This window comes from Streptomyces phaeofaciens, from assembly GCF_014648915.1.
Lineage (GTDB): Bacteria > Actinomycetota > Actinomycetes > Streptomycetales > Streptomycetaceae > Streptomyces > Streptomyces phaeofaciens.
The window spans coordinates 576,345-598,868 of record NZ_BMSA01000001.1 but is presented as its reverse complement, the minus strand read 5'-3'; the positions used below and the strand labels follow the sequence as shown (position 1 = coordinate 598,868).

At 73.9% G+C, this 22,524-nt stretch carries 18 protein-coding genes; 9 read left to right on the top strand and 9 right to left on the bottom strand.

The genetic code is table 11. The annotated features are described in order from the left end of the window. Window positions 1-22: 22 nt before the first annotated feature. A complete protein-coding gene (locus IE275_RS02445) occupies window positions 23-538 on the bottom strand; it encodes a GNAT family N-acetyltransferase (protein ID WP_189706921.1) in 516 nt (171 codons plus the stop codon). On the opposite strand from IE275_RS02445, the gene IE275_RS02440 reads away from it, so the two are divergent. Together IE275_RS02440 and IE275_RS02435 are read left to right on the top strand one after the other, a co-directional pair. Next, window positions 537-1,130 carry a helix-turn-helix domain-containing protein gene (locus tag IE275_RS02440; RefSeq protein ID WP_189706919.1) on the top strand — a complete coding sequence of 198 codons (594 nt, stop codon included), beginning with the start codon at window positions 537-539 and terminating at the stop codon, window positions 1,128-1,130. The two genes, IE275_RS02445 and IE275_RS02440, sit on opposite strands and share 2 nt — an antisense overlap. Next, the gene (locus tag IE275_RS02435; protein WP_189706917.1) at window positions 1,127-2,341 is read left to right on the top strand and encodes an MFS transporter; all 1,215 of its coding nucleotides are present in this window, start codon (window positions 1,127-1,129) and stop codon (window positions 2,339-2,341) included. Before IE275_RS02440 ends, IE275_RS02435 begins: the two co-directional genes overlap by 4 nt. 23 nt (window positions 2,342-2,364) lie before the next feature. On the opposite strand, the gene IE275_RS02430 is transcribed toward IE275_RS02435, so the two are convergent. The 5 genes from IE275_RS02430 to IE275_RS02410 form a co-directional block, all read right to left on the bottom strand. Further along, window positions 2,365-3,456: a polyprenyl synthetase family protein gene (locus tag IE275_RS02430; protein ID WP_189706916.1), complete on the bottom strand. Its 1,092-nt coding sequence runs from the start codon at window positions 3,454-3,456 to the stop codon at window positions 2,365-2,367. A gap of 102 nt (window positions 3,457-3,558) precedes the next feature. Beyond that, on the bottom strand, window positions 3,559-4,248 hold the full coding sequence (locus IE275_RS02425) for a hypothetical protein (RefSeq protein WP_189706914.1): 690 nt from the start codon (window positions 4,246-4,248) through the stop codon (window positions 3,559-3,561). Window positions 4,249-4,380: 132 nt separating this feature from the next. Further along, the gene (locus IE275_RS02420) at window positions 4,381-5,304 is read right to left on the bottom strand and encodes a LacI family DNA-binding transcriptional regulator (protein ID WP_189706912.1); all 924 of its coding nucleotides are present in this window, start codon (window positions 5,302-5,304) and stop codon (window positions 4,381-4,383) included. A 275-nt stretch (window positions 5,305-5,579) separates the two neighbouring features. After that, window positions 5,580-7,244 (bottom strand): serine/threonine-protein kinase, encoded by a 1,665-nt coding sequence (locus IE275_RS02415; protein ID WP_189706909.1) that lies wholly within the window; start codon window positions 7,242-7,244, stop codon window positions 5,580-5,582. 101 nt (window positions 7,245-7,345) lie between these two features. Further along, window positions 7,346-8,260 (bottom strand): LysR family transcriptional regulator, encoded by a 915-nt coding sequence (locus IE275_RS02410; RefSeq protein ID WP_189706908.1) that lies wholly within the window; start codon window positions 8,258-8,260, stop codon window positions 7,346-7,348. A 234-nt stretch (window positions 8,261-8,494) separates the two neighbouring features. Between IE275_RS02410 and IE275_RS02405 the strand changes: the two genes are divergently transcribed. Continuing rightward, on the top strand, window positions 8,495-10,918 hold the full coding sequence (locus IE275_RS02405; RefSeq protein ID WP_229870053.1) for an FdhF/YdeP family oxidoreductase: 2,424 nt from the start codon (window positions 8,495-8,497) through the stop codon (window positions 10,916-10,918). Window positions 10,919-10,941: 23 nt separating this feature from the next. Here IE275_RS02405 and IE275_RS02400 read toward each other — a convergent pair whose 3' ends face one another. Both IE275_RS02400 and IE275_RS02395 read right to left on the bottom strand, forming a co-directional pair. Further along, window positions 10,942-12,459, bottom strand: coding sequence for a sigma factor (locus IE275_RS02400; RefSeq protein ID WP_189706906.1), 1,518 nt, complete (start codon window positions 12,457-12,459; stop codon window positions 10,942-10,944). A 154-nt stretch (window positions 12,460-12,613) separates the two neighbouring features. After that, window positions 12,614-13,267, bottom strand: a complete 654-nt coding sequence (locus IE275_RS02395; protein ID WP_308435629.1) for a helix-turn-helix domain-containing protein — start codon at window positions 13,265-13,267, stop codon at window positions 12,614-12,616. A gap of 74 nt (window positions 13,268-13,341) precedes the next feature. Between IE275_RS02395 and IE275_RS02390 the strand changes: the two genes are divergently transcribed. Further along, a complete protein-coding gene (locus IE275_RS02390; protein WP_189706904.1) occupies window positions 13,342-14,199 on the top strand; it encodes an aldo/keto reductase in 858 nt (285 codons plus the stop codon). Between the two features lie 66 nt (window positions 14,200-14,265). Here IE275_RS02390 and IE275_RS02385 read toward each other — a convergent pair whose 3' ends face one another. Continuing rightward, on the bottom strand, window positions 14,266-14,913 hold the full coding sequence (locus IE275_RS02385; RefSeq protein ID WP_189706902.1) for a GntR family transcriptional regulator: 648 nt from the start codon (window positions 14,911-14,913) through the stop codon (window positions 14,266-14,268). Between the two features lie 226 nt (window positions 14,914-15,139). Between IE275_RS02385 and IE275_RS02380 the strand changes: the two genes are divergently transcribed. The 5 genes from IE275_RS02380 to IE275_RS02360 all read left to right on the top strand — a co-directional run bounded on the left by IE275_RS02380 (window position 15,140) and on the right by IE275_RS02360 (window position 22,440). After that, entirely contained in the window at window positions 15,140-16,366 is a 1,227-nt protein-coding gene (locus IE275_RS02380; protein ID WP_189706900.1) for an NAD(P)/FAD-dependent oxidoreductase, read from the top strand. A gap of 59 nt (window positions 16,367-16,425) precedes the next feature. After that, window positions 16,426-17,772, top strand: coding sequence for an MBL fold metallo-hydrolase (locus IE275_RS02375; protein WP_189706898.1), 1,347 nt, complete (start codon window positions 16,426-16,428; stop codon window positions 17,770-17,772). 28 nt (window positions 17,773-17,800) lie between these two features. Further along, entirely contained in the window at window positions 17,801-18,547 is a 747-nt protein-coding gene (locus tag IE275_RS02370) for a sulfite exporter TauE/SafE family protein (protein WP_189706895.1), read from the top strand. 264 nt (window positions 18,548-18,811) lie between these two features. Then, window positions 18,812-20,563 (top strand): ABC transporter ATP-binding protein, encoded by a 1,752-nt coding sequence (locus IE275_RS02365; RefSeq protein WP_189706893.1) that lies wholly within the window; start codon window positions 18,812-18,814, stop codon window positions 20,561-20,563. Next, window positions 20,560-22,440 (top strand): ABC transporter ATP-binding protein, encoded by a 1,881-nt coding sequence (locus IE275_RS02360; RefSeq protein WP_189706891.1) that lies wholly within the window; start codon window positions 20,560-20,562, stop codon window positions 22,438-22,440. Before IE275_RS02365 ends, IE275_RS02360 begins: the two co-directional genes overlap by 4 nt. Window positions 22,441-22,524 lie beyond the last annotated feature (84 nt).

Sequence of the window (22,524 nt, the reverse complement as noted above, 5' to 3'; positions counted from 1 at the left end):
GGACGCGAGGCCGGTCGGGCGTTCAGGACAGCCGCAGGCTCATGAGCGTCAGGTCGAGCCAGCGGCCGAACTTGGTCCCGGCCTCCGGAATGGTGCCGACGTGCTGGAAGCCGAACCGTTCGTGCAGCCGGACGGACGCGGCGTTGCCGGCCTCGATGCCCGCGATCATGACGTGCAGACCGGCCTCGCGCGCCCCGGCGACGAGGGCGGCCATCAATGCCGTACCGACACCGAGTCCATGGCGGCCCTCGCGGACGTAGACCGAGTTCTCCACGGTGTGGCGGTAGCCGTCGTAGTCCCGCCACGGGCCGTAGACCGCGAAGCCGACGACCTCGCCCTCCGCCTCGGCGACGAACGCCGAGCCGCGCCTCAGATGGGCGGCGAGCCAGACGGCGCCCTCGGCGGGTGTCTGCGGGGTCTGCGTCCACAGTGCCGTCGAGTGCTCGATCGCGTGGTTGCGAATGGCGAGGACGTCCGCCGCGTCCTCGGCGCCGGCCGGGCGGACCGCCACCGCGCGCTTCTCGTATATTGGATTCATGTCCAACATAGTAGATCCCCTGATCGGCCGGATCGCCGCACGTGTCCGCACCGAGCGGGAGCGGCGCCGGTGGACCCTGGCGCAGCTCGCGGACGCCTCCGGTGTCTCGCAGGCCATGATCAGCCGGATCGAGCGTGGGGAGAGCAGCCCCACCGCCGTCGTGCTCGGCAAGCTCTCCGCCGCCTTCCAGCTGAGCGTGTCCTCGCTGATGGCCCTCGCCGAGGGAGCACCGAGCGGCGACGCGGACGACCCGGCGGGGGTACGCCGGCACGCCGACACCCCCGAGTGGCGTGACCCGGCCACCGGGTACAGGCGGCGGCAGATCACCGGCCCGCGCTTCCCCGCGGAGATCGCCGAGGTCCGGCTGCCGGTCGGCGCCCGGGTGCCGTATCCGGCCGCGGCCTTCGCCTTCGTACGGCAGATCGTCTGGGTGCTCGACGGGCGGCTGACCTTCCACGAGGGGGACACGGTGCACGAACTCGGCGCGGGCGACACGATCGAACTGGGCGAGCCGGTGCCCTGCACGTTCGCCAACGACAGCGACGCCGAGTGCCGGTACGCCGTCGTCCTCGTCCGGGGCGAGCGGCCGTGAGACGGGCAGCCGGCCGAGGCCGTACGTTCCTGCTCGCCGCCGTCGCCGGTACGGCCATCGCGAACAACTACGCCATCCAGCCCGCACTCACCGATGTCGCCGGACAACTCGGCGTCTCGCCGTCCGTGATCGGGCTCGTGCCGAGCGCCGCGCTGATCGGCTGCACCGCGGGCTTCGCCCTGCTGCTCCCGCTCGTCGACCAGGTGGCACCCCATCGTCTGATCTCCGGGCAGCTCGGCGTCCTGGCCGCCGCGCTCGTGCTGGCGGCGACGGCCCCCGGGGCGGCCGTGCTGCTGGTCGCCTACCTGGTCATCGGTGCCACGGCCGGTGTCGCGGCGCAGGCGGGCAGTATCGCGGGCCGTCACGCCCCGCCCGAACGCCGCGCCACCGCCGTGGCCACCGTGGCCGCCGGCATGTCGGCCGGCATCCTGCTCAGCCGACTGGCCGGCGGGATCCTCGCCGACGCCCTCGGCTGGCGCCGGATGCTGCTCGTCTTCGCCGGGCTCGTGCTGCTGGGCGGGATCGGCGCCGCGCGCCTCCTGCCCGCGCGGCGGCCGTCGTCCTCACGCGGCTACCTGGCCACCCTCGGTTCGCTTCCGCTGCTGCTGCGGGAGCATCGGCAGCTGCGGCGCTCGGTCGTGTGCGGCGGACTGTGGTACTTCGCCTTCAACCTCGTCTGGGTCGCCCTCTCCCTCGCCCTCGGTCAGCCTCCCCACTCGCTCAGCCCCACCGCGATCGGGATGTACAGCCTCGCCGGGCTCCTGGGGTTCGCCGCGCTCCCGTTCACCGGGCGGCTCACCGACCGCTACGCGCCCGGCACCGTGATCGTGGCGAGCATGCTGGTCGCCGCGGCGGGAGCCGTGCTGCTCGCCGTCGGCCTGGGCGCTCCGCTCGTCACCGCCCTCGGGCTCGCCCTCTTCGACGCCGGCTGCTTCGCCGCCCAGGCGGCCAACCAGAGCCGCGTCATCGCCCTGGACCCGGCACGCAGCGGCAGCCTGAGCAGCGTCTACCTGGTGCTGTACTTCGTCCTCGGCGCCGTGGGCACCGCACTCGCCGCGCCGCTGCTCGACACCGTGGGCTGGCGCGGCACGGCACTGGTCGCGTCGGCCGCGCTGCTCGCCGCCGGGTTCGTGGGACGTACCGGCACCCGGCCGGTCCGCGACGGGGCGGCGGTGGGCGTCGGGCGTCGCGCCCGCTGCGAACAGGGCTGAGGGGCCGGCCGGCGGTCCGGCGTTCAGTGGGAGCGTTCGACGCTCCACCACGGCAGCCGTTCGAAGAAGGCGACCGCCTCGCCTCTCCAGCGGGGACGCCAGGCGGCGGCCTCGGCGGCCGCCCGCTCCGCGTGGTGGCGCATGGCGGACCGCAGCCGGTCCGGCACGCCGTGGCGGACGCCGATCTCCCGGACGGCGGCAATCGTGTCCGCCGTGCAGGAGGGGTCGCCGAGCGCGGATTCCACCAGGGCGCGCTCCGGGCCGCTGACGGCGGACAGCAGCGCGGCCACGGTGTAACTCCGCTTCCCGTCGCGGATGTCGGTGCCGGTCGGCTTGCCCGTCACGGTCGCGTCGCCGAACAGGTCGAGGTAGTCGTCCCGCAACTGGCCGCAGATGCCGACCAGTCGGGCGTACCGGCGCAGTTCCTGTTCATGGCGGGCCGGCTGCTCGCCCGCGGCCAGGAGGCCCAGTTGAAGGGGCGCGAGCAGGGAGTAGCGGGCGGATTTGTAGTCGGAGACGCTGTGCAGGACGTCCTCGGTCGGCACCGCCGGGCCGACGTCGCGTTCCAGGTCGACGATCTGGCCGACGAACGTGTCCGCCGCGGCCCGGGTCTGCACCTCGGTCATGGCCTGGCGTACCGGGAGGGGCGCCTTCGAGTCGAGCAGCACGCGCAGGGACAGGGCCAGTGCGAGGTCGCCCGCGAGGACGGTGAGGCCGAGCGCCGTCCGGGGGCGGTCGGGGAAACGCTCCCGGTAGGCGTAGTAGGTGGAGGGGCCGCCGCGCCGGCCGGGGCTGTCGTCGATGAGGTCGTCGTGGATCAGGCCATGGGTCTGGAGCAGTTCGATGCTCAGCGCCGCGTCGTCCAGCCCCTCCACCGGCTCTCCCGTGACCAGGCGGGCTGCCTCATGGACGAGCACGACCCGGATCCGCTTGCCGCCGCGCAGGGACAACTCCCGTACCAGCCGCAGGCATTCGGGAACGAAGCCGCTGAACGACGGCGCGTCGAGGGTGGACTCCAGCGTGTCGAAGTACTCCTCGAAGACCGCGTTGAAGCGGCGTTCGTGACCGGCGAGGCGTGCGCGCAGCCGTTCGCCGGAGTCGGGGGTGTCGGGCACGGCGGGGGCTCCTGACAGTGGGGGTTCATGGGGTGGCGGTCGGCGGGTTCGTGGCGGGGTGGAGGGCTGGTGGGGGCTTCTCCCCGCCACGGAACCCCTCGGCTAGGAGGCCTTCTGCGCCGCCCGGTCCAGCTCCCGCTTCAGGGCCGGCACGCCCTGGCCGATCAGCGTCTTCTCCAGGCTGCGGTCGCCGGCTCGGCCGATCCGCTCGCCCTGGGCGAAACCGTCGGTGTCCAGGATCTGCCCGCACCACTCCCCACGTCCGATCCGCTGATCGTCGAACGGTACGACCGCGCCTTCACCGAGCGCCACCCACCGCTCCCCCTCCCAGCGCAGGGCGAGGATGTAGGTGTGGCCGGGTACGACGCGCGGGGCGTCGCCGGTCAGCAGCGCGACGCGCGTCTCGCCGTCGGAGCGGAGCAGCTTCCAGCCCGGGGCGACATAGTCGAGGGTGGCGCCGACGGTGGGGTGGGAGCGGGTGCGGGAGATGAACGGCGTGTCCTGCGTGGTCAGTTCGACGGTCCGCTCCAGCAGGTGGCTGTACGGCCCGGTCGCCAGTTCCTCGCGTCCGCTCTCCCGTTCGCGGTCGGCCTTGCCGACGACCACGACATCGGCGTACCGCACCCAGTCCGCCGCGGTCGCGGACGGGTGGCGCTCGGTCGCGAGTCCGCATCCGTTGACGGTGTCGAGGCCGGACCAGCCGACGAGGACGCCCGCGACGGCGCCGACGGCGGCCAGGGCCGCGACGACGGGCCGACTCGTCGCACGGGCCGGTAAAGAGTTTCTCCGCATGTGTCGATCTTGACCGAGTCATGATCAACAAGCCGTGACGGAGGCCACAGCTCCCGTCACAGGGCTGTCACAGATGAACAGCCCTCACCTTCGTCCCGGAGCGGTCGGGCCGCGCCTCCTCGGCGGAGGCGGTCACACCGAGGCGCGGACGACGATCCGGGCGGGCGCGGGAGCCGGGCCCGCCGTGTCGATGCCGAGGACCTTGCGGGCGGCGACCCGGCCGAGGGCCTCCGCGTCGAGGTGGACGGTGGTGAGCGCGGGGCTGGAGAGGGAGCCGTGCTCGGTCTCGTCGAAGCCGATCACGGCGATGTCCTCGGGGACCCGCCGGCCCAGGTCGCGCAGGGCCGCGAGGCTGCGCAACGCGATGACGTCGTCGAACGCGGCGAAGGCGGTGACGTCGGCGTGCGACGCGAGGAACTCCGCGACGGCGGCCGCGCCCGCCTCGCGGGGGCCCGGCACGACGAGGCGTTCCAGGGGTGGAAGTCCCAGACGCCGGGCGGCCTCCCGGGCGAAGCCGAACCGGGCCTCCGCCGGCGGGACGTCGTGGTCCGGCAGGGCCATCGCGATCCGGGTGTGCCCGCGGTCGGCGAGGTGACCGATCTGGAGCGCGGCGCCGGCCGCGAAACCGTTCTCCCCGTCCTGCCCCACCGGCTCGTGTCCCGGCACGGAGGCCTCACCGAGCCGCAGCACCGCCCGCGGCACGATGGTGTCGAGGACCTGCTGGGTGGCTTCCGGCGCGTGACCGTGCCGGACCAGGAGGAGGTGGCCGTGCTCGGCGAGTTCCTCGTCCAGGCCCCGGACGTAGCTCCGGGAGAAGCCACTCTCCAAGTCCCGGTCGGCGGTGAGCACGACGATCCGCGAGGAGCCTTCGCGCAGGGCGCGGGCGATCCCGTGCGGGACGTATCCCAGCGAGCGGGCCGCGTCCTCGACCCGCTCGCGGGTGGCCGCGGAGATCGTCTGCCGTGGGTCGTCGTTCAGGACGAAGCTCACCGTCGCCCGCGAGACACCGGCCGCCTCGGCCACGTCGCTCAACGTGACCCGGCCCGCACGGCCCATGGCGCCCCACTCCCCTCCGCCGGACCCGGACGTCCCCCTCCCGTCGCGGGGGATCGTGGTGGCGTCCGGAACGATCGCGTGCCCGGCGTTCAGTCTAGGCAACCGGACCGCCGCGGTTCTTCGCTCCGCCGGCACACCGGGAGCACGCGCCGGACACCGCTCCCCGCTCCTCTACGACCGAAGAGACGCCCCCTGGGGCCTGTCTTTCGGATCAGGCCGGCTCCGGTCCGCGGGACTTGCCGGCGCGCCCCCCGGCAGGATCCGAAAGAGAGGCTCTAGGCCGCCCGCCAGATCGTCACGTCCGCCATGACGAAGCTGGCCCCGCCGTCCGGCACCGCGGTCGACTTGATGCGGATCACGAGCAGTGCGATGTCCCCGGCGGGGTTCTTGACGCAGACCTCGCTGCCGGCCGCCGCCGTGGCCAGCGTGAGGTCGTGGCTCGTGACGCCGGTGAGCTGCACGCGGCAGGTGTCGAGGGTGGCGCCGGGGTCGCCGCCCAGCTGGGTGATCACGCTGGTGTCGCTCTCCAGCGAACAGTCGTAGTCCCCGCAGACGAAACGGACGTCCCCCTTGCGGTCCTCGCGCCGGGCCGGGTTCTCGAAGGACAGTGAGCTCTTCTCGTCCAGCAACTGCACGGCGTTCGCCTCGGCCTGCGGCGACGCCGACGCTGAGGGGTTCGACGCCTTCGGTGTCCCGCCACCGGTCCCGGAGGCCGACGCGGATCCCGATGACGACGCCGACGCGGACGATGCCGATGCCGATGCCGAGGGTGCCGATGCCGAGGGTGCCGACGGTGACGAACCGCGCGTCGACGACGCGCCCGCGTCCCGGTCGCGCAGCAGGTCCGTCGCGTCCATGACCGTCCAGGTCAGGCCGGCCAGCACCAGCGCGCCCGCCGTCACACCGGCCGTGATCAGCGCGGCGCGCCGCCGACGGGGCCGGCCGGCCCCGTCGGACGCCGCCGGCCGCGGCCGGGCGAGCAACGCGACCGTGTGCACCGAGGTGGGGTCGGGGACCGGGGCGGCCGCGGCCGGGGCGGCCGGGGCCGGGATCGTCACCTCCGGCCCGGTGACCTCCCGCCAGACGGCGGGCCCCGCGCCCGCGTCGGCGTCCCCGCCCAGCCCCTCCCGGCACCACTGAAGGACCTCCGCCAAGGTGGCCCGCTCCGCCGGATCGGCGGCCAGGCACCGGGCGATCAGCGGCTGGAGCCGCGCGGGCAGCACGGACAGGTCGGGGCGCTCGTGCACGATCCGGTACAGCACGCTCACCGAGGGGCCGTCACCGTACAGCGGCTCGCCCAGTGCCGCGAACGCCGCCGTCTGACCGAGCGCGAAGATGTCGGTCGCCGAGGTGACCTCGCCCGCGATCGCCTGCTCGGGAGCCATGAACTGGGGTGTGCCGATCGCCGAGCCGGTGGCGGTGTGCGCGGTGACGTCGGCGGCCAGCGAGATGCCGAAGTCGATGACGCGCGGGCCGTCGGCGGCCAGCAGCACGTTCGACGGCTTCAGGTCCCGGTGCACGATTCCGGCGGCGTGGATGGCCTGGAGCGCCTCGGCCACCCCCGCCATCAGCCACAGCACCGCCGACTCCGGCAGCGGCCCGCGCCGGGCGACGGCCTCCGACAGGGACGGTCCGGGCACGTACAGCGTGGCGAGCCAGGGCGGTACGCCGTCCGCGTCGGCGTCGATCAGCTCGGCGGTGTACGCGCCGCGGACCCGCCGGGCCGCCTTGATCTCGCGGCCGAACCTGCGCCGGAAGTCCGGGTCGTCGGCCAGTTCCGGCCGTACCACCTTGATCGCCACGGGCCGGCCACCGGGCGTGTGCGACAAGTAGACCCGTCCCATGCCGCCCGCGCCGAGCCGGGCGGCGAGCCGGTAGCCGGCCACCACGTGCGGATCGTCCGCCTGAAGTGGCTGGAACACCTCGGTCGCGTCGTTCACCGGTCCGGTCCCCCCGATTTCCTGATCCCCCGAGTCGACCGACGGCAGCCCAAAGGCTCTTCCGTGACTTTTGGTTGAAGCTCAGGCCCAAGATCCAGAGTCTAATCGGGCAGCCGTTCCAGTGCCGTCGAGATCCCCGCCTGGTCAGCCGCGTCGATGAGGGCCTGGGCGATGACGGGGACGGGGTCGCGGGCCGGGAGCATCAGACCGATGCGTTCCGTGCGGACGGGGCGGACCAGGGGGACGGCGTGCATGCCGGCGGGGACGCCGAAGACGTGCAGCCAGGCGTGCGGCACGATGCTCGCCCACTGGCCGGCCCTGACATGGGCGAAGAGGGAGGCGATGGAGTCCGTCTCCACCCGGGGCGTCACCGAGACGCCGACCGCCTCGAAGACCGCGTCGAGGACCTGGCGGCCCTGCATCATCGGGTGCAGCAGACAGAGCGGGTACCGGGACGCCTCCTCCCAGGAGATGTCGGAGAGGCCGGTGTCGGTGGCGGAGCGCCGGATCAGGAGGACGTAGCGCTCCCGGTACAGCGGGACGAACCGGAAGCCGTGGGCCAGGGCGGAGCTGTGGTAGGTCACGGCGGCGTCGAGTTCGTACGCCTTGAGTCTGTTCACGATGTCCTCCGCCTGGAGGTCGGCGAACACGTGGACGGTCGCCAGCGGGTTGGCGGCGCAGAACGGCTGGGTCAGCAGGGCGACGGCCGTGGCCGCCGTCGGGACGGTTCCGATGCGCAGCCGGCCGGTCAGGCCGGAGCGCAGCGCCTGGATCTCGTCCTCCATCGCGTCCCGGTCGGCGAGGATGCGCTGCGCCCACAGCACGACCCGCTCGCCCTCCGGGGTGAGGCCGTCGAACCTGCGGCCCCGCAGGACCAGCGGGATGCCCAGCTCCTCCTCCAGCTTGCGGATGCCTTCGGAGAGGGCCGGCTGGGAGACGTAGCAGGCCTGCGCCGCCTTGGCGAAGTGGCGGGCGCGGGCGAGGGCGACGAGGTATTCGAGTTGGCGCAGCAGCACACCCCCATGATCCCCCCTGCCGCGGTCCTGATCCGGGCACTGATCGGCGCGGCCTATCGTGCGATCGGAAACTCCGCTTTGACCGGGCCCGACACGGCGGCGAAGAGTGGGGAGGAACGGTCGGCGAGACAGGTCCTGCCCGTGCGGCTCCGATCGCGCCGGCCGCCCCGCTCCCGGGTGCCGCGGACGGCGCCGGGCGGCTCGCCGCCCAGGAGCGAGAGGGCGTGACACGCGATGCGGGACTTCGACGCGATCGAGGCCGAAGCGGAAGCCGAGCCGGGGGGCGAACCCGAGGCCGGGATCGAGGCCGAGGCCTACGAGATCGAGGCCGACGAGGCCGAGGCCGGACTCCGGGCCGATTCCCCGGGTGAGGAGCGGGACCGCGACAAGCTGTCCGTGTCCGCTCCCAAGACCTGGGCCACCGGCGCCCCCGCCGTCGTGCACGCGCTCCGCTACGCGCTGGGCCAGACCTCGCCGAAGCGCACCGCGCTCACCCTCCTCAACATCAACCAGGCGAAGGGCTTCGACTGTCCGGGCTGCGCCTGGCCCGAGCCCCCGGCCGGGCAGCGGCACCGTAACGAGTACTGCGAGAACGGCGCCAAGCACATCAGTGACGAGGCCACCTCCCGGCGCGTGACCGCCGAGTTCTTCCGGCGGTACTCGGTGGACGAGCTGAGCCGCAAGTCCGACCGCTGGCTCAACCAGCAGGGCCGGCTGACCGAGCCGATGGTGCTGCGCGAGGGCGCGGAGCACTACGAGCCGATCGGCTGGGACGAGGCGCTGGACCTCCTGGCCCGCGAACTGCGCGCCCTGGACCACCCGGACGAGGCGCTGTTCTACACCTCGGGACGGCTGGCCAACGAACCCGCCTTCCTGCTCCAGCTGTTCGCGCGGGCCTTCGGCACCAACAACCTCCCCGACTGCTCCAACATGTGCCACGAGTCCAGCGGTTCGGCCCTGAACGAGACCCTGGGCATCGGCAAGGGCAGCGTGAGCCTCGACGACCTCTACGACGCCGACCTGGTGTTCGTCGTCGGGCAGAACCCGGGCACCAACCACCCGCGCATGCTGTCCGCGCTGGAGGAGACCAAGCGCCGCGGCGGCCGGGTCGTCGCCGTCAATCCGCTGCCCGAGGCGGGACTTCTGCGCTTCAAGCATCCGCAGAAGGCGCGGGGGGTGATCGGCCGCGGCACCGACATCGCCGACCAGTTCCTCCAGATCCGCCCCGGCGGTGACCTCGCCCTGTTCCAGGCGCTGAACCTGCTGCTGGTCGAGGCGGAGGACAAGGAGCCGGGCACCGTCCTGGACCGGGAGTTCATCGACGCCCACACCACCGGTTACGACGCCTTCGCCGACCACATCCGCACGACCTCCTGGGACGACGTCCTGCGGGCCACCGGGCTGAGCCGGGACGAGATGGAGCAGGTGCACGCGCGCGTCCTCGAGAGCCGCAGCGTCATCGTCTGCTGGGCGATGGGCCTGACCCAGCACAAGCACGGCGTGCCCACCATCCGGGAGGTCGTCAACTTCCTTCTCCTGCGCGGCAACATCGGCCGGCCGGGCGCGGGCGTGTGCCCGGTCCGGGGGCACAGCAATGTGCAGGGCGACCGGACGATGGGGATATGGGAGCGCGTGCCGCAGCCGTTCCTGGACCGGCTGGGCCGCGAGTTCCGCTTCACCGCGCCGACGGCGCACGGTCTGGACTCCGTCGACTCCATCCGGGCCATGCGCGACGGACGGGCCAGGCTCTTCGTCGGGGTCGCGGGCAACTTCGTCCGGGCCACGCCCGACAGCGCCGCCACCGAGCGGGCCCTGCGCAACTGCCGTCTGACGGCGCACATCTCGACCAAGCTGAACCGGTCGCACGCCGTGTGCGGGCGCACCGCGCTGATCCTGCCCACGCTCGGGCGCAGCGACCGCGACGTCCAGACGGGCGGGGAGCAGTTCATGACGGTCGAGGACTCCATGAGCGAGGTCCACACCACGCGCGGCCGGCTCGCCCCCGCCTCCCCGCACCTGCTGAGCGAGGTGTCCATCATCAGCCGCCTGGCCCGCAGGGTCCTGGGCGAGAAGCCGGACATCCCCTGGGAGGAGTTCGAGGCCGACTACGACACCGTCCGCGACCGTATCGCGCGGGTGGTGGACGGGTTCGAGGACTTCAACGCGCGCGTGCGCCGGCCCGGCGGGTTCCGGCTGCCCAACCCGGTCAACAGCAAGGTGTTCCGCACGCCCAGCGGCAAGGCCGTCTTCACCGCCAACGACTTCACGCTGCTGGAGGCGCCCGAGGGCCACCTCGTCCTCCAGACCCTGCGCTCGCACGACCAGTGGAACACGATCCCGTACGCGATGGACGACCGCTACCGGGGCATCAAGGGCAGCCGGCACATCGTGATGGTGAACCCGGCCGACCTCGCCGCCCTGGGGTTCGCGGACGGCACTCTCGTCGACCTGGTCAGTGTCTGGTCGGACGGTTCGGAGCGCCGCGCGGACGGCTTCCGTGTCGTCGGCTACCCCACTCCCCCGGGATCGGCCGCCGCGTACTACCCGGAGACCAACGTCCTGGTACCGCTCGACAGCGTCGCGGACATCAGCAACACCCCGACGTCGAAGAGTGTGATCGTACGACTGGAGCGGGCCGCCGAGCGGGAACCCGTGTAACGGGAGACGGTCCCCGGGCCACGCTAGTGGCCCTTCCCCCTCCCCTTTCCGTGTCCGTGCCCCTTTCCCTGCCCCTCTCCGTGCCCGTGACCGTGCCCGTGCCCGTGCCCGTGCCCGTTGCTCTGGTGGCCCGGCGGGCAGTCGGTCCCGTCGCCCTCCGGGCCCTGGCCGGTGTCGCCGCCGGACTCCACGGGGGCCGGGTCCGGGTCCGGTGCGGGGGGTGTCCCGGGTTGCGGGGTCTGGGAGGGCGGGACGGGCTCCTCCGGCGGTGCGGGGGTGCCCTCGTCGGTCGGGGGAACGGGCTGTTCCTCCTCCGGTGTGCCGTCGGTGGGCGGTGGCGTGTCCGTCGTGCCACCGCCCTCCGTGGGGTTCGTGGTGTCCGAGGGATCCGGGCGGGCCCGGTCGCCTTCCCGGACGTCGGACGTCGGTACGGGGAGGACGAGGCTCTCCGGGGCCTGGGCCGCGACGGGGGCGGGGGCCTTCGACGGCGCCGCAACCGGCACTTCGTCGGCCGGCGCCTCGTCGACCGGCACCTGGACCGCGGGCACGTCCGCCACCGGCGTGCGCTCGGCCGGTACGGGAGCGCCGTCGGGCGTGACGAGGACGAGGCACACCGCGGCCGCGCCCGCCACGAGTGCGCCGGCCGCCACCGCCACGGGCGCTTTCGCGCCACCGATCACGGCATGGCGCACCCCGTGCAGCAGACCGGCCCCCGGCCCGCCCACCGCGGAGGTCGCCGTCCCCACGGTGGCAGCCGCGCCGGCCGCCCCCGCGACGAAGCCGAACACGAACTTGCCCGTGGCGCCCAGCGCGAAGACCAGCAGGGCCGGGCCGACCAGTGCGGGCAACCGGTCGTTGGCGAGCATCAGTGCCGCGAGCCGCTCGCGGCAGCCGTCGCACGCGTCCACGTGGCCGAGCAGGAGCTCGCGACGGCGCGCGGTCGCGGCGCCCCGGACGTACGCGGGCATCCGGGCCCAGTGCACCTGGCACGTGGGGTCGTCCGGCGCGCCGGACTGTGTGCGCAGGAAGGCCTGTCGCATGCCTTCCCTGGCGCGGTGCAGCAGGACGGCCGTGGCACCCTCCTTGGTGCCCAGCTGGGGCCCGATCGCGGCCAGCGGCTGGCCCTCCGCCTCCGCCAACCACAGCGCCTTGACCCAGCGTTCGGGCAACTCGCCCAGCACGCGCACCACCAGATCGACGGAGGCCACCTGTTCGGCGGGGTCGCCGCCGTGCGACCCCGCGGCGACCCGCTCGTCGCTCTGAGGATCGCGCGGTGTCTCGCGTACGGCGGTCCCGGAGGCGAAGGCGAGGTGGCGGACGGTCGTCCTCAGGTACGCCGGCACGTTCTCGATCTCGTGCCCCTCGGCCAGTCGCCGCCACACCCGGAAGTGCGCCTCGGCGACGAGGTCTTCGGCGGTCCAGGCGTTCCGGGTGAGCGAACGGGCGTACGCGACGAGACGCGGCTGCTGCTCCTCGTAGATCCGGGCGTAGGCGGCGGTGGCGGAGGCCGGCGCGGACACGGCAGTGGACCTGTCGGTCATGGAGGAACGCTCCCGTTGCCTGCTGAGGGCGGAAAGATTTTGTCACCCTAGATGACAGAACTTTCAAATAAAGTTCCCACCGCCATGGGATGTGTCCCGCATCACAAGGCAGGGTGCGGTGAGGGGCCGCCCGGCCTCGGCCCCGGTCGTCCGCTCAGCCGCGCAGGCCCAGTTCGCCCGCGCGCATCCCGGCCTGGAAGCGGGAGTCCGCGTCGAGGGCGGCGAGGAGTTCGGCGACGCGGCGGCGGTAGGTGCGCAGGGACATGCCCAGTTCGCGTGCCGCCGTCTCGTCGGTCGCGCCGGACCCCAGGGCGCGCAGGACCGTACGGCTTCCGGCGTCGAGGTGCGGCTGCTCGCCCCGCAGGAACACATCGAGATCGGTGGCCGACTCCCAGGCCGCCTCGAACAGCGCGTACACCCCGCCGACCAGGGTGGGCGCGGTGGTCAGGGTGTACTCACGGCCGCCGGGGGCGGGCAGACCGGCGAGGATCGCGCAGCGGCGGTCGACGACGATCGTCTCGTGCGGGAGGGCGGTGGCGGCGATCCGCACCTGGGCGCCCCGGTCGGCGAGCGCGCCCAGGTGCTCGCGGCCGCGCTCGTCGGCCAGCGCGGACGGGCTGTAGAGCTTCCGGGTCCGGTGGGTGCCGCCTCGGCGCAGCCGGCCACCGGCGACCTGCCGGGCCGCCGGTCGGGACCAGGTCTCGAGATCGCGGGCGGCGCAGACGAACTCCTCGCGGACCGAGGAGAACAACTGCTCGGTACGGGTGAGGAGTTCCAGGTCACCACGGATCGTCACGATGTCCGTCACCCGGCCATTCTCCCCGATGGCAGCAAGCTGCCACGGGTTCGCGGCCCGAACGGCCGCCCGCCCAGGATGAGTTCATGAGCAATCGATTCCTCCTGGGTGGCGAACTGCCGGTCGGCCGGATCGGGTTCGGGGCCATGCGCCTGCCCACCGGCACCTTCCACGGCCCCGCCCGTGACCCCGAGACCGGACGCGCCGTCCTGCGCCGTGCGGTGGAACTCGGTGTCGACCACATCGACACCGCCGCCTTCTACACCAGCGGCGACGGGACGGTACGGGCCAACGCCCTGATCCGGGAAGCCCTTCACCCCTACCCGGACGGCCTGGTGATCGCCACCAAGGTCGGCCCGGCCCGTACGCCCGACGGTGGCCTCGCCGCGGCCGACGACCCCGCGATCCTGCGCCCGCTGGTCGAGGAGAACCTGCGCACCCTCGGCGTGGACCGCCTGGATCTGGTCTATCTGCGGATCGGGGGCGTGGGGGGACCGCCGCGCGGCGAATCCCTCGCCGCCCGCTTCGAGGTGCTGGCCGCCCTGCGCGAGGAGGGCCTGATCCGTCACCTCGGCCTCAGCAACGTCGACGGCGGTCACCTCGCCGAGGCCCGTGCGATCGCGCCGGTCGCGGCCGTCCAGAACCGCTTCCACGCCACCGGGCGCGACGACTTGGAGGGGGCGGCCGTCTGCGAGGACGCCGGGATCGCCCATGTGCCGTTCTTTCCGTTGGGCGGCGGCATCGGCGATCCGGCCGACGGCCGGGTGGCCGAGGTCGCCGCCCGCCATGGTGCGACGGCGCCGCAGATCGCGCTCGCCCGGCTGCTCGCCTCCTCCCCGGTCACGCTCGCCATCCCCGGCACCGGCTCCCTCGCCCACCTGGAGGAGAACATCGCCGCCGGATCGATCGTCCTCACCGAGGAGGACCTCGCCGACCTCGCCTGAGCCGACCGCGTCGTGACCGAAGGGCGATGCCCCTGCCCGGTCCGTCCACCGTGCCGGAAGGACCCGTCAGGGGCAGAGTCGCCGCAGGTCGTGGCCGTACGTCTCGCCCAGGTGGGAGCGGAGCACCTCCACGAAGCCCGGCCCGTCGTCGCTTCGCAGGCGGGCCACCAGGTCCTCGTGCTCGGCGATGATCGCGTCGCTGCGGCCGAGAAGCGTGTCGCCGTAGCTGAAGAGGAGAAAGCGCTGCCGGTCGGCGAGCCGGTCGTGGAGTTCGAGCATCACCAGGTTCTCGCCGGCTTCGACGAAGGAGCGGTGGAAGGCGATGGTGAGTTCGACGAAGTGACGCAGGTCGCCGTCGGCCAGGGCCCGCTTCTGGCGGTCGATGTCCTCGGCCAGCCGCTCGGCGACGGCGTGCCTGCGGCGCGGTGTCGCGCGCTGCGCACCGGTGCCCTCCAGGATCAGCCGGGCGTCGGCGAGATCGGCGACGGCCTTCTCGCTCATGCCGCGAACGAGCGCGCCCCGCTTGGGGTACACCGTGATCCAGCCCTCGTCCTGGAGCCGGGCCAGGGCGGCCCGTACCGGGGTGCGGCTGACGCCGAGCCGGGCCGCGAGCTGGGCCTCGCCGAGCATGGTGTCCGGCTCGTGGGTGCCGTTGAGGATGTCCTCGCGGATGGCCGCGTACGCCCGCTCGGAAGCGCTCTCGCTTGTCGACATGGGTCCCATCTTCTACGCCTCGACGGGCCCGCGCCCCATCTCCGGACCGCCCGTGCGTCCGCGTCCGGAAGCCGCCGTGGTGGGGGTGACAAGACGTCACCGACCGGCATACATCTAGGACACATGTTGCGCCCCAGTGGAGTACCAGTGCGGTACCCGCCGGGCACGACACCCCTGGGGTATCCGGAGCGGTCGTCCTGCGACCCACCCGACAAGGAGTCAGGCCATGCCCACCTCCCCCTCCTCCCCCTCCTCCCCCACCGGCCGCCACCGTGTCGTCATCGTCGGCGGGGGAAGCGCCGGCGTCAGCGTCGCCGCCCGATTACGCCGCGCCGGCGTCGGTGACATCGTCCTCGTCGAACCCTCCGACACCCACTGGTACCAGCCGTTGTGGACCCTGGTGGGCGGCGGCCAGGCCCCGCTGAACGGCTCGCGCCGCCGGCAGACATCGGTCGTCCCCGACGGGGTCCACTGGATCCGCCGGCCCGCGACGGCGATCGACCCCGACACCCGCACCGTCACCCTGTGGAACGGCGAGGAACTCGCCTACGAGCACCTGGTGCTCGCCCCGGGCCTCCAGCTCGACTGGGACGGGGTGCCCGGCCTCGACGAGGCGATCGGCCGGGACCGGGTGAGCAGCAACTACTCGGCCGAGTACGCCCCGCGCACCTGGGAGCTGATCAGAAACCTGCGCTCGGGCACCGCCGTCTTCACCCAGCCGGCCACACCGGTGAAGTGCGGCGGGGCACCGCAGAAGATCATGTACCTGGCGGCGGACCACTGGCGCCGGCGGAAGGTCCTGGCCGACATCCGGGTCGTCTTCGTCCTCCCGGACGCCGCGCTGTTCCGGGTGAGCGAGTACCGCCGGATCCTGGAACAGGTGGTGTCCCGCTACGGCGTCGAGGTGCGGTTCCGGTCGGAGATGACCGCCGTGGACGGCGGCCGGCGCGAGATCACCGTCACCGACCACGCGCGCGGCACCACGGAGCGGCTGGGCTACGACCTCCTGCACGCCGTTCCGCCGCAGAGCGCCCCCGACTGGATCAAGACCGGTCCGCTCGCCGATCCCGCGAGCCCGCACGGCTTCGTGGCCGCCGACCGTCACACCCTGCAACACCCGCGGTACGAGACCGTGTTCGCGCTCGGCGACGTCGCGCACCTGCCCACCTCCAAGACCGGCGCGGCCGTGCGCAAGCAGGCGCCCGTGGTCGCCGCGAACCTGGTCGAGGTGATGAACGGCCGTACGCCCACGCACCGTTACGACGGCTACACGTCCTGCCCGCTGGTGACCGCCCGCGACCGCATGCTGCTCGCCGAGTTCGACTACGACCTGCGGCCCAGGCCCTCGTTCCCGCTGATCGACACGTTCAAGGAACGCCGCGACATGTGGGTGTTCAAGCGCTACCTGCTGCCGCCCGTGTACTGGCACGGCATGCTCACCGGCCGGCTGTGACACCCGGCGCCCACCACCGCTCTCGGCACGGCTCTTCCCCGCGAGAAGGAGTAGGCAGCGTGTTCTTCGTCGACACCGTCGAGGTGCCGGGTCTCGGCAACCGAAGCTATCTGGCCGGAGGTGCGCGGACCGCGGTCGCCGTGGACCCCCCGCGGGACATCGACCGCGTGATCGCGGCGGCGGCCCGGTCCGGCGTACGGATCTCCCACGTCGTGGAGACGCACCTCCACAACGACTACGTCTCCGGGGGCCTGGACCTGGCCCGTGTGACCGGCGCGGCGTACCTGGTCCCGGCCGACGCGCGGGTGTCCTTCGAGCGGACCCCCGTGCGCGACGGGGACACCACCGTCGTCGACCCGGCGGCCGGTCTCCTCCTGCGGGCGCTCGCCACACCCGGCCACACCCCGCATCACACCGCGTACGTGCTGGAGGAGCACGGGGCTCCGGTCGCGGTGTTCACCGGCGGCTCGCTGCTGATCGGCACGGTGGGGCGCCCGGACCTCGTCGAGCCGCGCCTCACCGCGCGGCTCGCCCGTGCGCAGCACGCCTCCGCGCACCGGCTGGCCGACACGCTCCCCGACGGCACGGCCGTGCTGCCCACCCACGGGTTCGGCAGCTTCTGCTCCTCCGCCACGGCGACGGACGGCGGCGGCACGATCGGCGCGCAGAAGTCGTCCAACGAGGCGCTGATCCACGACGTGGACCGCTTCGTCGCCGACCTCCTGGCCGGCCTGGACGACGTGCCCGCGTACTACACGCACATGGGCCCCGCCAACGCCGCCGGCCCCGCTCCGGTCGACCTGGCCCCGCCCGCGTCGGCGGACGCCGACGAGATCGCCGCCCGGCTGGCCGCGGGGGAATGGGTGGTCGACCTGCGCAACCGCGTCGCGTTCGCGGCGGGCCATGTCGCGGGCTCGTACAACTTCGAGGCGGACGGGCAGCTCGCCACCTATCTGGCCTGGCTGATCCCCTGGGGCCGGCCGGTGACGCTCCTCGGCGAGTCGGCCGGCCAACTGGCCGCCGCGCAGCGTGAACTGGTCCGGGTCGGCATCGACCGGCCCGCGGCCGCGGCGACCGGCGGCCCGGCGGCATGGCTGCGCGAGGGCGAGGCGCCGGCCTCCTTCCCCCGGGCCGTCTTCGACGACCTCGCCCGGATCCACCCACGCGAGGGGGTCGTCGTCCTCGACGTCCGGCGGACCACCGAGCGGGCGGGCGGCTTCGTCCCCGGCTCGGTGCATCTCCCCGTCCACACCCTGCACCGACGGCTCGGCGAGATCCCGGCGGGCCAGGTGTGGGTGCACTGCGCGAGCGGTATGCGGGCGGCCGTCGCCGCCTCGCTGCTGGACGCCACGGGCCGCGACGTGGTGGCCGTGGACGACGTCTTCCGTGCGGACCGGCCATGGTGACCCCGTTCGCGGACAACCGCCCGTTCTCATGGGCGTGTTGATCCTCGCGCTGGTCGCGGGTGCCGTCGTCGGGCTGTCGCTGGGAGCCCTCGGCGGCGGGGGCGGCATTCTGACGGTCCCCGCCCTCGTCGGTCTGCTGGGCGTTCCGCCGGTCGCGGCCGGTACCGCCGGTCTGCTCGTCGTGACGGTCACCTCGGTCACCGCGCTCACCCTGCACGCCCGCGACGGTCTGGTCCGGTGGCGCACGGGTCTGCTGTTCGCGGCGGCCGGCGTCCCGACCGCCCTGGCGGGTGGCGCCGTCGCCGCACGGCTGCCGGACGCCGCCCTGACCGGCGCGTTCGCGCTGATCGCGACGGCTGCCGCGCTCCGCATGCTGTTCCCGGGCGCGCCGGACGACGGCGTACGGCCGCCACGGCCCGGCCGTGCGTTCGCAGCCGGTGCCGGGCTCGGGGCGACGACCGGGGTTCTCGGTGTCGGCGGCGGCTTCCTGGCCGTGCCGGCGCTGACCGGGGTGCTCGGGCTGCGGATGCGCGAGGCGGCGGGCACCAGCCTCCTCGTGATCACGACCAACTCCCTGGCCGCGCTGTCGACGCGCGCCGGGACGACGGAGGGGCTCGACTGGGGCGTCCTGGCGCCGTTCGCGGGGGCGGCGGTGCTCGGCGCGTGGGACGGCAACCGGCTCGCGGCCAGGGTCTCCGGGCGGATGCTGCGACGCGTGTTCGCCGTCGTGCTCCTGGCGGTGGCCGCCTTCATGACCGTCCGAACACTGGCGTGAGGGCCGTGCTCACGGCTCGAGGCGACCCTGCCGGCCTGCGAGAGGCCGACGCCGACTGGCCGGCCGGGGAAGGCACGTCGAACGCCGGCGGTGCCGGGAACGACGGGACGACCTCCGCCGAGGTACCTGCCTCGCCCCACCCCGCGTCCCGCGATCGGGCGATCTCGGCCAAGCGCGTGACACCGGCGAGAAAATGAAGTTAGGCTTACCTAAGTCTGTGGGTAGGCTTCTCAAGTGCCGTGAGTCATCGGTCCGGAGGGATACGTGAGCAAGGCGGACCCGCCCGGCCGGAAGGTCCTGCGGCGCGCCGTGCGCGAGCAGCGCCGCGATGTGGCGCTCGGCGCCGTACTGGGCATGGGACATCAGACGGGCGAGGCACTCGTGCCGGTGCTGATCGGTCTGGCCATCGACGAGGGTGTCGTGGACGGCGACGTGCCCGGACTCCTGCTGTGGCTGGGGATCCTGGCCGCGGTCTACGTCGGCCTCTCCTTCAGCTTCCGCGGCAGTGCGCGCGCCGGGGAACGCGCCGCCCTGACCACCGCGCACCGGCTCAGGACCGAGGTGATCGGACGCGTCCTCGCCCCCGAAGGCGGCGCGGAGGAAGGCCGGTTGCCCGGTGAGCTGGCCACCGTCGCGACGGAGGACGCCAAGCGGGTCGGCGCCGTCATGATGGCGCTGATCGTCGGCATCGCGTCGGCGACCGGTCTGGCGGTGTGCGCGGTCGTCCTCCTGCGTGTGTCGCTGCCGCTCGGGCTCCTCGTCCTGGTCGGTACCCCGCTGCTGCTGTGGCTCGTTCATCTGCTGAGCAAGCCGCTGGAGGCGCGCAGCGAGACCGAGCAGGAGCAGGCGGCGCGGGCCTCGGGTGTGGCGGCGGACCTCGTCGCGGGGCTGCGGGTGCTCAAGGGCATCGGCATCGGGCCGACGGCCGTCTCCCGCTACCGGCGCATCAGCCAGGAGTCCCTCACCGCGACCCTGCGCGCGGCTCGCGCCGAGGCCTGGCAGAACGCGGTGGTGACCATCCTGACCGGCGCGTTCCTGGCCGTGGTCGCCCTGGTGGGCGGACGGCTCGCGGCCGCCGGCGACATCGGCATCGGCGAGCTGGTGTCGTCCGTCGCGCTCGCCCTCTTCCTCATCGGCCCGCTCTCCGAGTTCTCCTGGGTCAACGCCGAACTGGCCCAGGGCCGCGCCTCCGCCGGCCGGATCGCCGGTGTGCTCGACGCGGAACGCGCGGTGTCCCCCGTACCCGCGTCCGCGCGGGTGGCCCTCCCGGCGCGCACGGACGACCGCCCGGGGCTGCCGCTGCGGGTGCGCGGACTGTCGTACGGCCCCCTGCGCGAGCTGGAGTTCGCCGTCGCCGCCGGTGAGACGGTCGGCGTCGTCACCACCGACCCCGCCGACGCGGCGGCGCTGCTGCGCTGCCTCGGCCGTCGCGCGGACCCGGACGCCGGGGCCGTCGAGCTGGACGCGACGGCGCTCACCGCGCTGGAGCTGACCGAGCTGCGGGCCGCGCTCCTGGTCGCCGAGCACGACGCGGACCTGTTCGAGGGGACCCTCCTGGAGAACGTCACCGCGGCCGCGCCGGCTCCCGTCTCCGGCGCGCGAGCGGCGGCGGACCCGGGCGCCCGTGTCTGCGCCGTCCTCGCCGCGTCCGCGACGGACGAGGTCGTGCGCACGCTGCCGGAGGGCACCGACACGGCCGTCACCGCGCGGGGGCACTCGCTCTCGGGCGGCCAGCGGCAGCGGGTGGCGCTGGCCCGAGCGCTCGCCGCCGACGCGCCGGTCCTCGTCCTGCACGAGCCCACGACCGCCGTCGACGCCGTCACGGAGGTCCGGATCGCCGCCGGGATCAGGGAGATCCGCACCGGCCGCACCACCGTGCTGGTCACCAACAGCCCCGCGCTCCTCGGCGTCACGGACCGGGTGGTCCTCGTCGACGGCGGCCGGCTCGCCGCGAGCGGCGCTCACGCGCAGCTCGTCCATGAGTGCGCCTCCTACCGGACGGCGGTCCTCTCATGAGCGACACGAACACCACCCGGACCGACACCACCGGGGCGGACACGAACCGGACCGACACCGACCGGACCGACACGAACGGGACCGACACGAACGGGACCGACACGAACGGGACCGACACGCTCCTCCCCGTCGCCACCCCCGCCCGCACCCGCGCCGCCGTGGCCGAACTGGTGCGCCCGCAGCGGCGCCTGGCGCTGGCCGCACTGGCGGTCACGGTCGCCGCCACCGCCGTCGGACTGCTCGTGCAGCCGCTGCTGGGCCGGATCGTGGACCTGGCCGCCGGCCGCGGCTCCGCGGCCGCCGACGCCATCACCACCACCGCCGTGCTGCTGGTGGCCGTCGCCGTCGTCCAGGGCGTCACGACCGGCCTCGGGCTGTCGCTGATCTCCCGGCTCGGCGAGACGACGCTGGCCCGGCTGCGCGAGCGATTCGTCGAGCGGGCGCTGGGGCTGCCGCTGGAGCGCGTGGAGAAGGCCGGTGCCGGCGATCTCACCGCCCGGGTCACCGCCGACGTGTCGCTCATCGCGGACGCGGTGCGCAGCGCCCTGCCCGAACTCGCCCGGTCCCTGCTGACCATCGTGCTCACCCTCGGGGCGCTGGCCGTCCTCGACTGGCGGTTCCTGCTGGCGGCGCTGCTGGCGGTGCCGGTGCAGGCGGTCACCGCCCGCTGGTACGTGGCCCACGCCGTGCCGCTGTACGCGCGCCAGCGCGTGGCGGGCAGCGCCCAGCAGCAGCAGTTGCTGGACACGGTCGGCGGCAGCGCCACCGTGCGGGCGTTCCGGCTGGAGCGGGAGCACACCGAGCGGGTCGCCGAGCGGTCCGCCTCGCTGGTGGCGCTGATGATGAGCGGGGTGCGGCTCGTGCTGGGCTTCTACAGCCGGCTGCACATCGCCGAGTACATCGGACTGGCGGCCGTCCTGGGGACCGGCTGCTGGCTGGTCGGCGACGGCACGGCGTCCCTGGGCACGGCGACCGCGGCTGCCCTGTACTTCCACAGTCTGTTCACGCCCGTCAACGCCGCCCTCGTCCTCCTGGACGACGCCCAGTCGGCCACGGCGGGCCTGGCCCGGCTCGTCGGTGTCACCGATCTGCCGTCGCCCCCGGTGTCCGCCCGCCCGGCGGCCGCCGGCGACGTCGAGGTCACCGTGCGCGGGGTCGGCCACTCCTACCGGACGGGCCATCCCGTGCTGGAGGGAGTGGATCTGACGATCCGTCCGGGTGAGCGCGTGGCGCTGGTCGGGGCGAGCGGGGCGGGCAAGACCACGCTGGCCCGGCTCGTGGCGGGCATCCAGCGGCCGACCGAGGGCACGGTCCTGGTGGGCGGTGTTCCGCCGGCCGAGCCGGGCCGGGCCGGCGCGGGCCGCACGATCGCGCTGCTCACCCAGGAGACCCATGTGTTCGCGGGCCCGCTCGCGGACGATCTCCGGCTCGCGCGCGCCGACGCCACCGACGACGAACTGCGCTCCGCGCTCCAGCAGGTCGACGCCCTCGACTGGGCCGAGGCGCTGCCCGACGGGCTGCGGACCGTGGTCGGCGACGGCGGCCACCGGCTGGACGGCGCGCAGACCCAGGCGCTCGCCCTCGCCCGGCTGGTCCTCGCCGATCCGCCCCTGGTGATCCTGGACGAGGCCACCGCCGAGGCGGGCAGTGCCGGTGCCCGCGCCCTGGAGAAGGCCGTCGCCCGGGCCGTGGACGGCCGTACCGCGCTGATCGTCGCCCACCGGCTCAGCCAGGCCGCGACCGCCGACCGCATCGTCGTGATGGACGCGGGCCGGGTCGTGGAGACCGGCACGCACGACGAACTGCGGGCCGCCCGGGGGCCGTACGCGGCTCTGTGGGACGCGTGGTCCGACACCCGTTCCCCGGACGTCTCCTAGCCCCGACGACGCCCCGCCGACGCCCCGCCGACGCCCCGACAACTCCCCACCGACTCCCCCACACCCACCGCCCCGCACCACAGG

Coding starts and splice junctions, on each gene's coding strand:
- IE275_RS02445 (WP_189706921.1), bottom strand. CDS start 538: ATGAATCCAATATACGAGAAGCGCGCGGTGGCGGTCCGCCCGGCCGGC.
- IE275_RS02400 (WP_189706906.1), bottom strand. CDS start 12,459: ATGACCGACAGGTCCACTGCCGTGTCCGCGCCGGCCTCCGCCACCGCC.
- IE275_RS02440 (WP_189706919.1), top strand. CDS start 537: ATGTCCAACATAGTAGATCCCCTGATCGGCCGGATCGCCGCACGTGTC.
- IE275_RS02420 (WP_189706912.1), bottom strand. CDS start 5,304: ATGGGCCGTGCGGGCCGGGTCACGTTGAGCGACGTGGCCGAGGCGGCC.
- IE275_RS02370 (WP_189706895.1), top strand. CDS start 17,801: ATGGGCGTGTTGATCCTCGCGCTGGTCGCGGGTGCCGTCGTCGGGCTG.
- IE275_RS02385 (WP_189706902.1), bottom strand. CDS start 14,913: ATGTCGACAAGCGAGAGCGCTTCCGAGCGGGCGTACGCGGCCATCCGC.
- IE275_RS02380 (WP_189706900.1), top strand. CDS start 15,140: ATGCCCACCTCCCCCTCCTCCCCCTCCTCCCCCACCGGCCGCCACCGT.
- IE275_RS02405 (WP_229870053.1), top strand. CDS start 8,495: ATGCGGGACTTCGACGCGATCGAGGCCGAAGCGGAAGCCGAGCCGGGG.
- IE275_RS02390 (WP_189706904.1), top strand. CDS start 13,342: ATGAGCAATCGATTCCTCCTGGGTGGCGAACTGCCGGTCGGCCGGATC.
- IE275_RS02360 (WP_189706891.1), top strand. CDS start 20,560: ATGAGCGACACGAACACCACCCGGACCGACACCACCGGGGCGGACACG.
- IE275_RS02425 (WP_189706914.1), bottom strand. CDS start 4,248: ATGCGGAGAAACTCTTTACCGGCCCGTGCGACGAGTCGGCCCGTCGTC.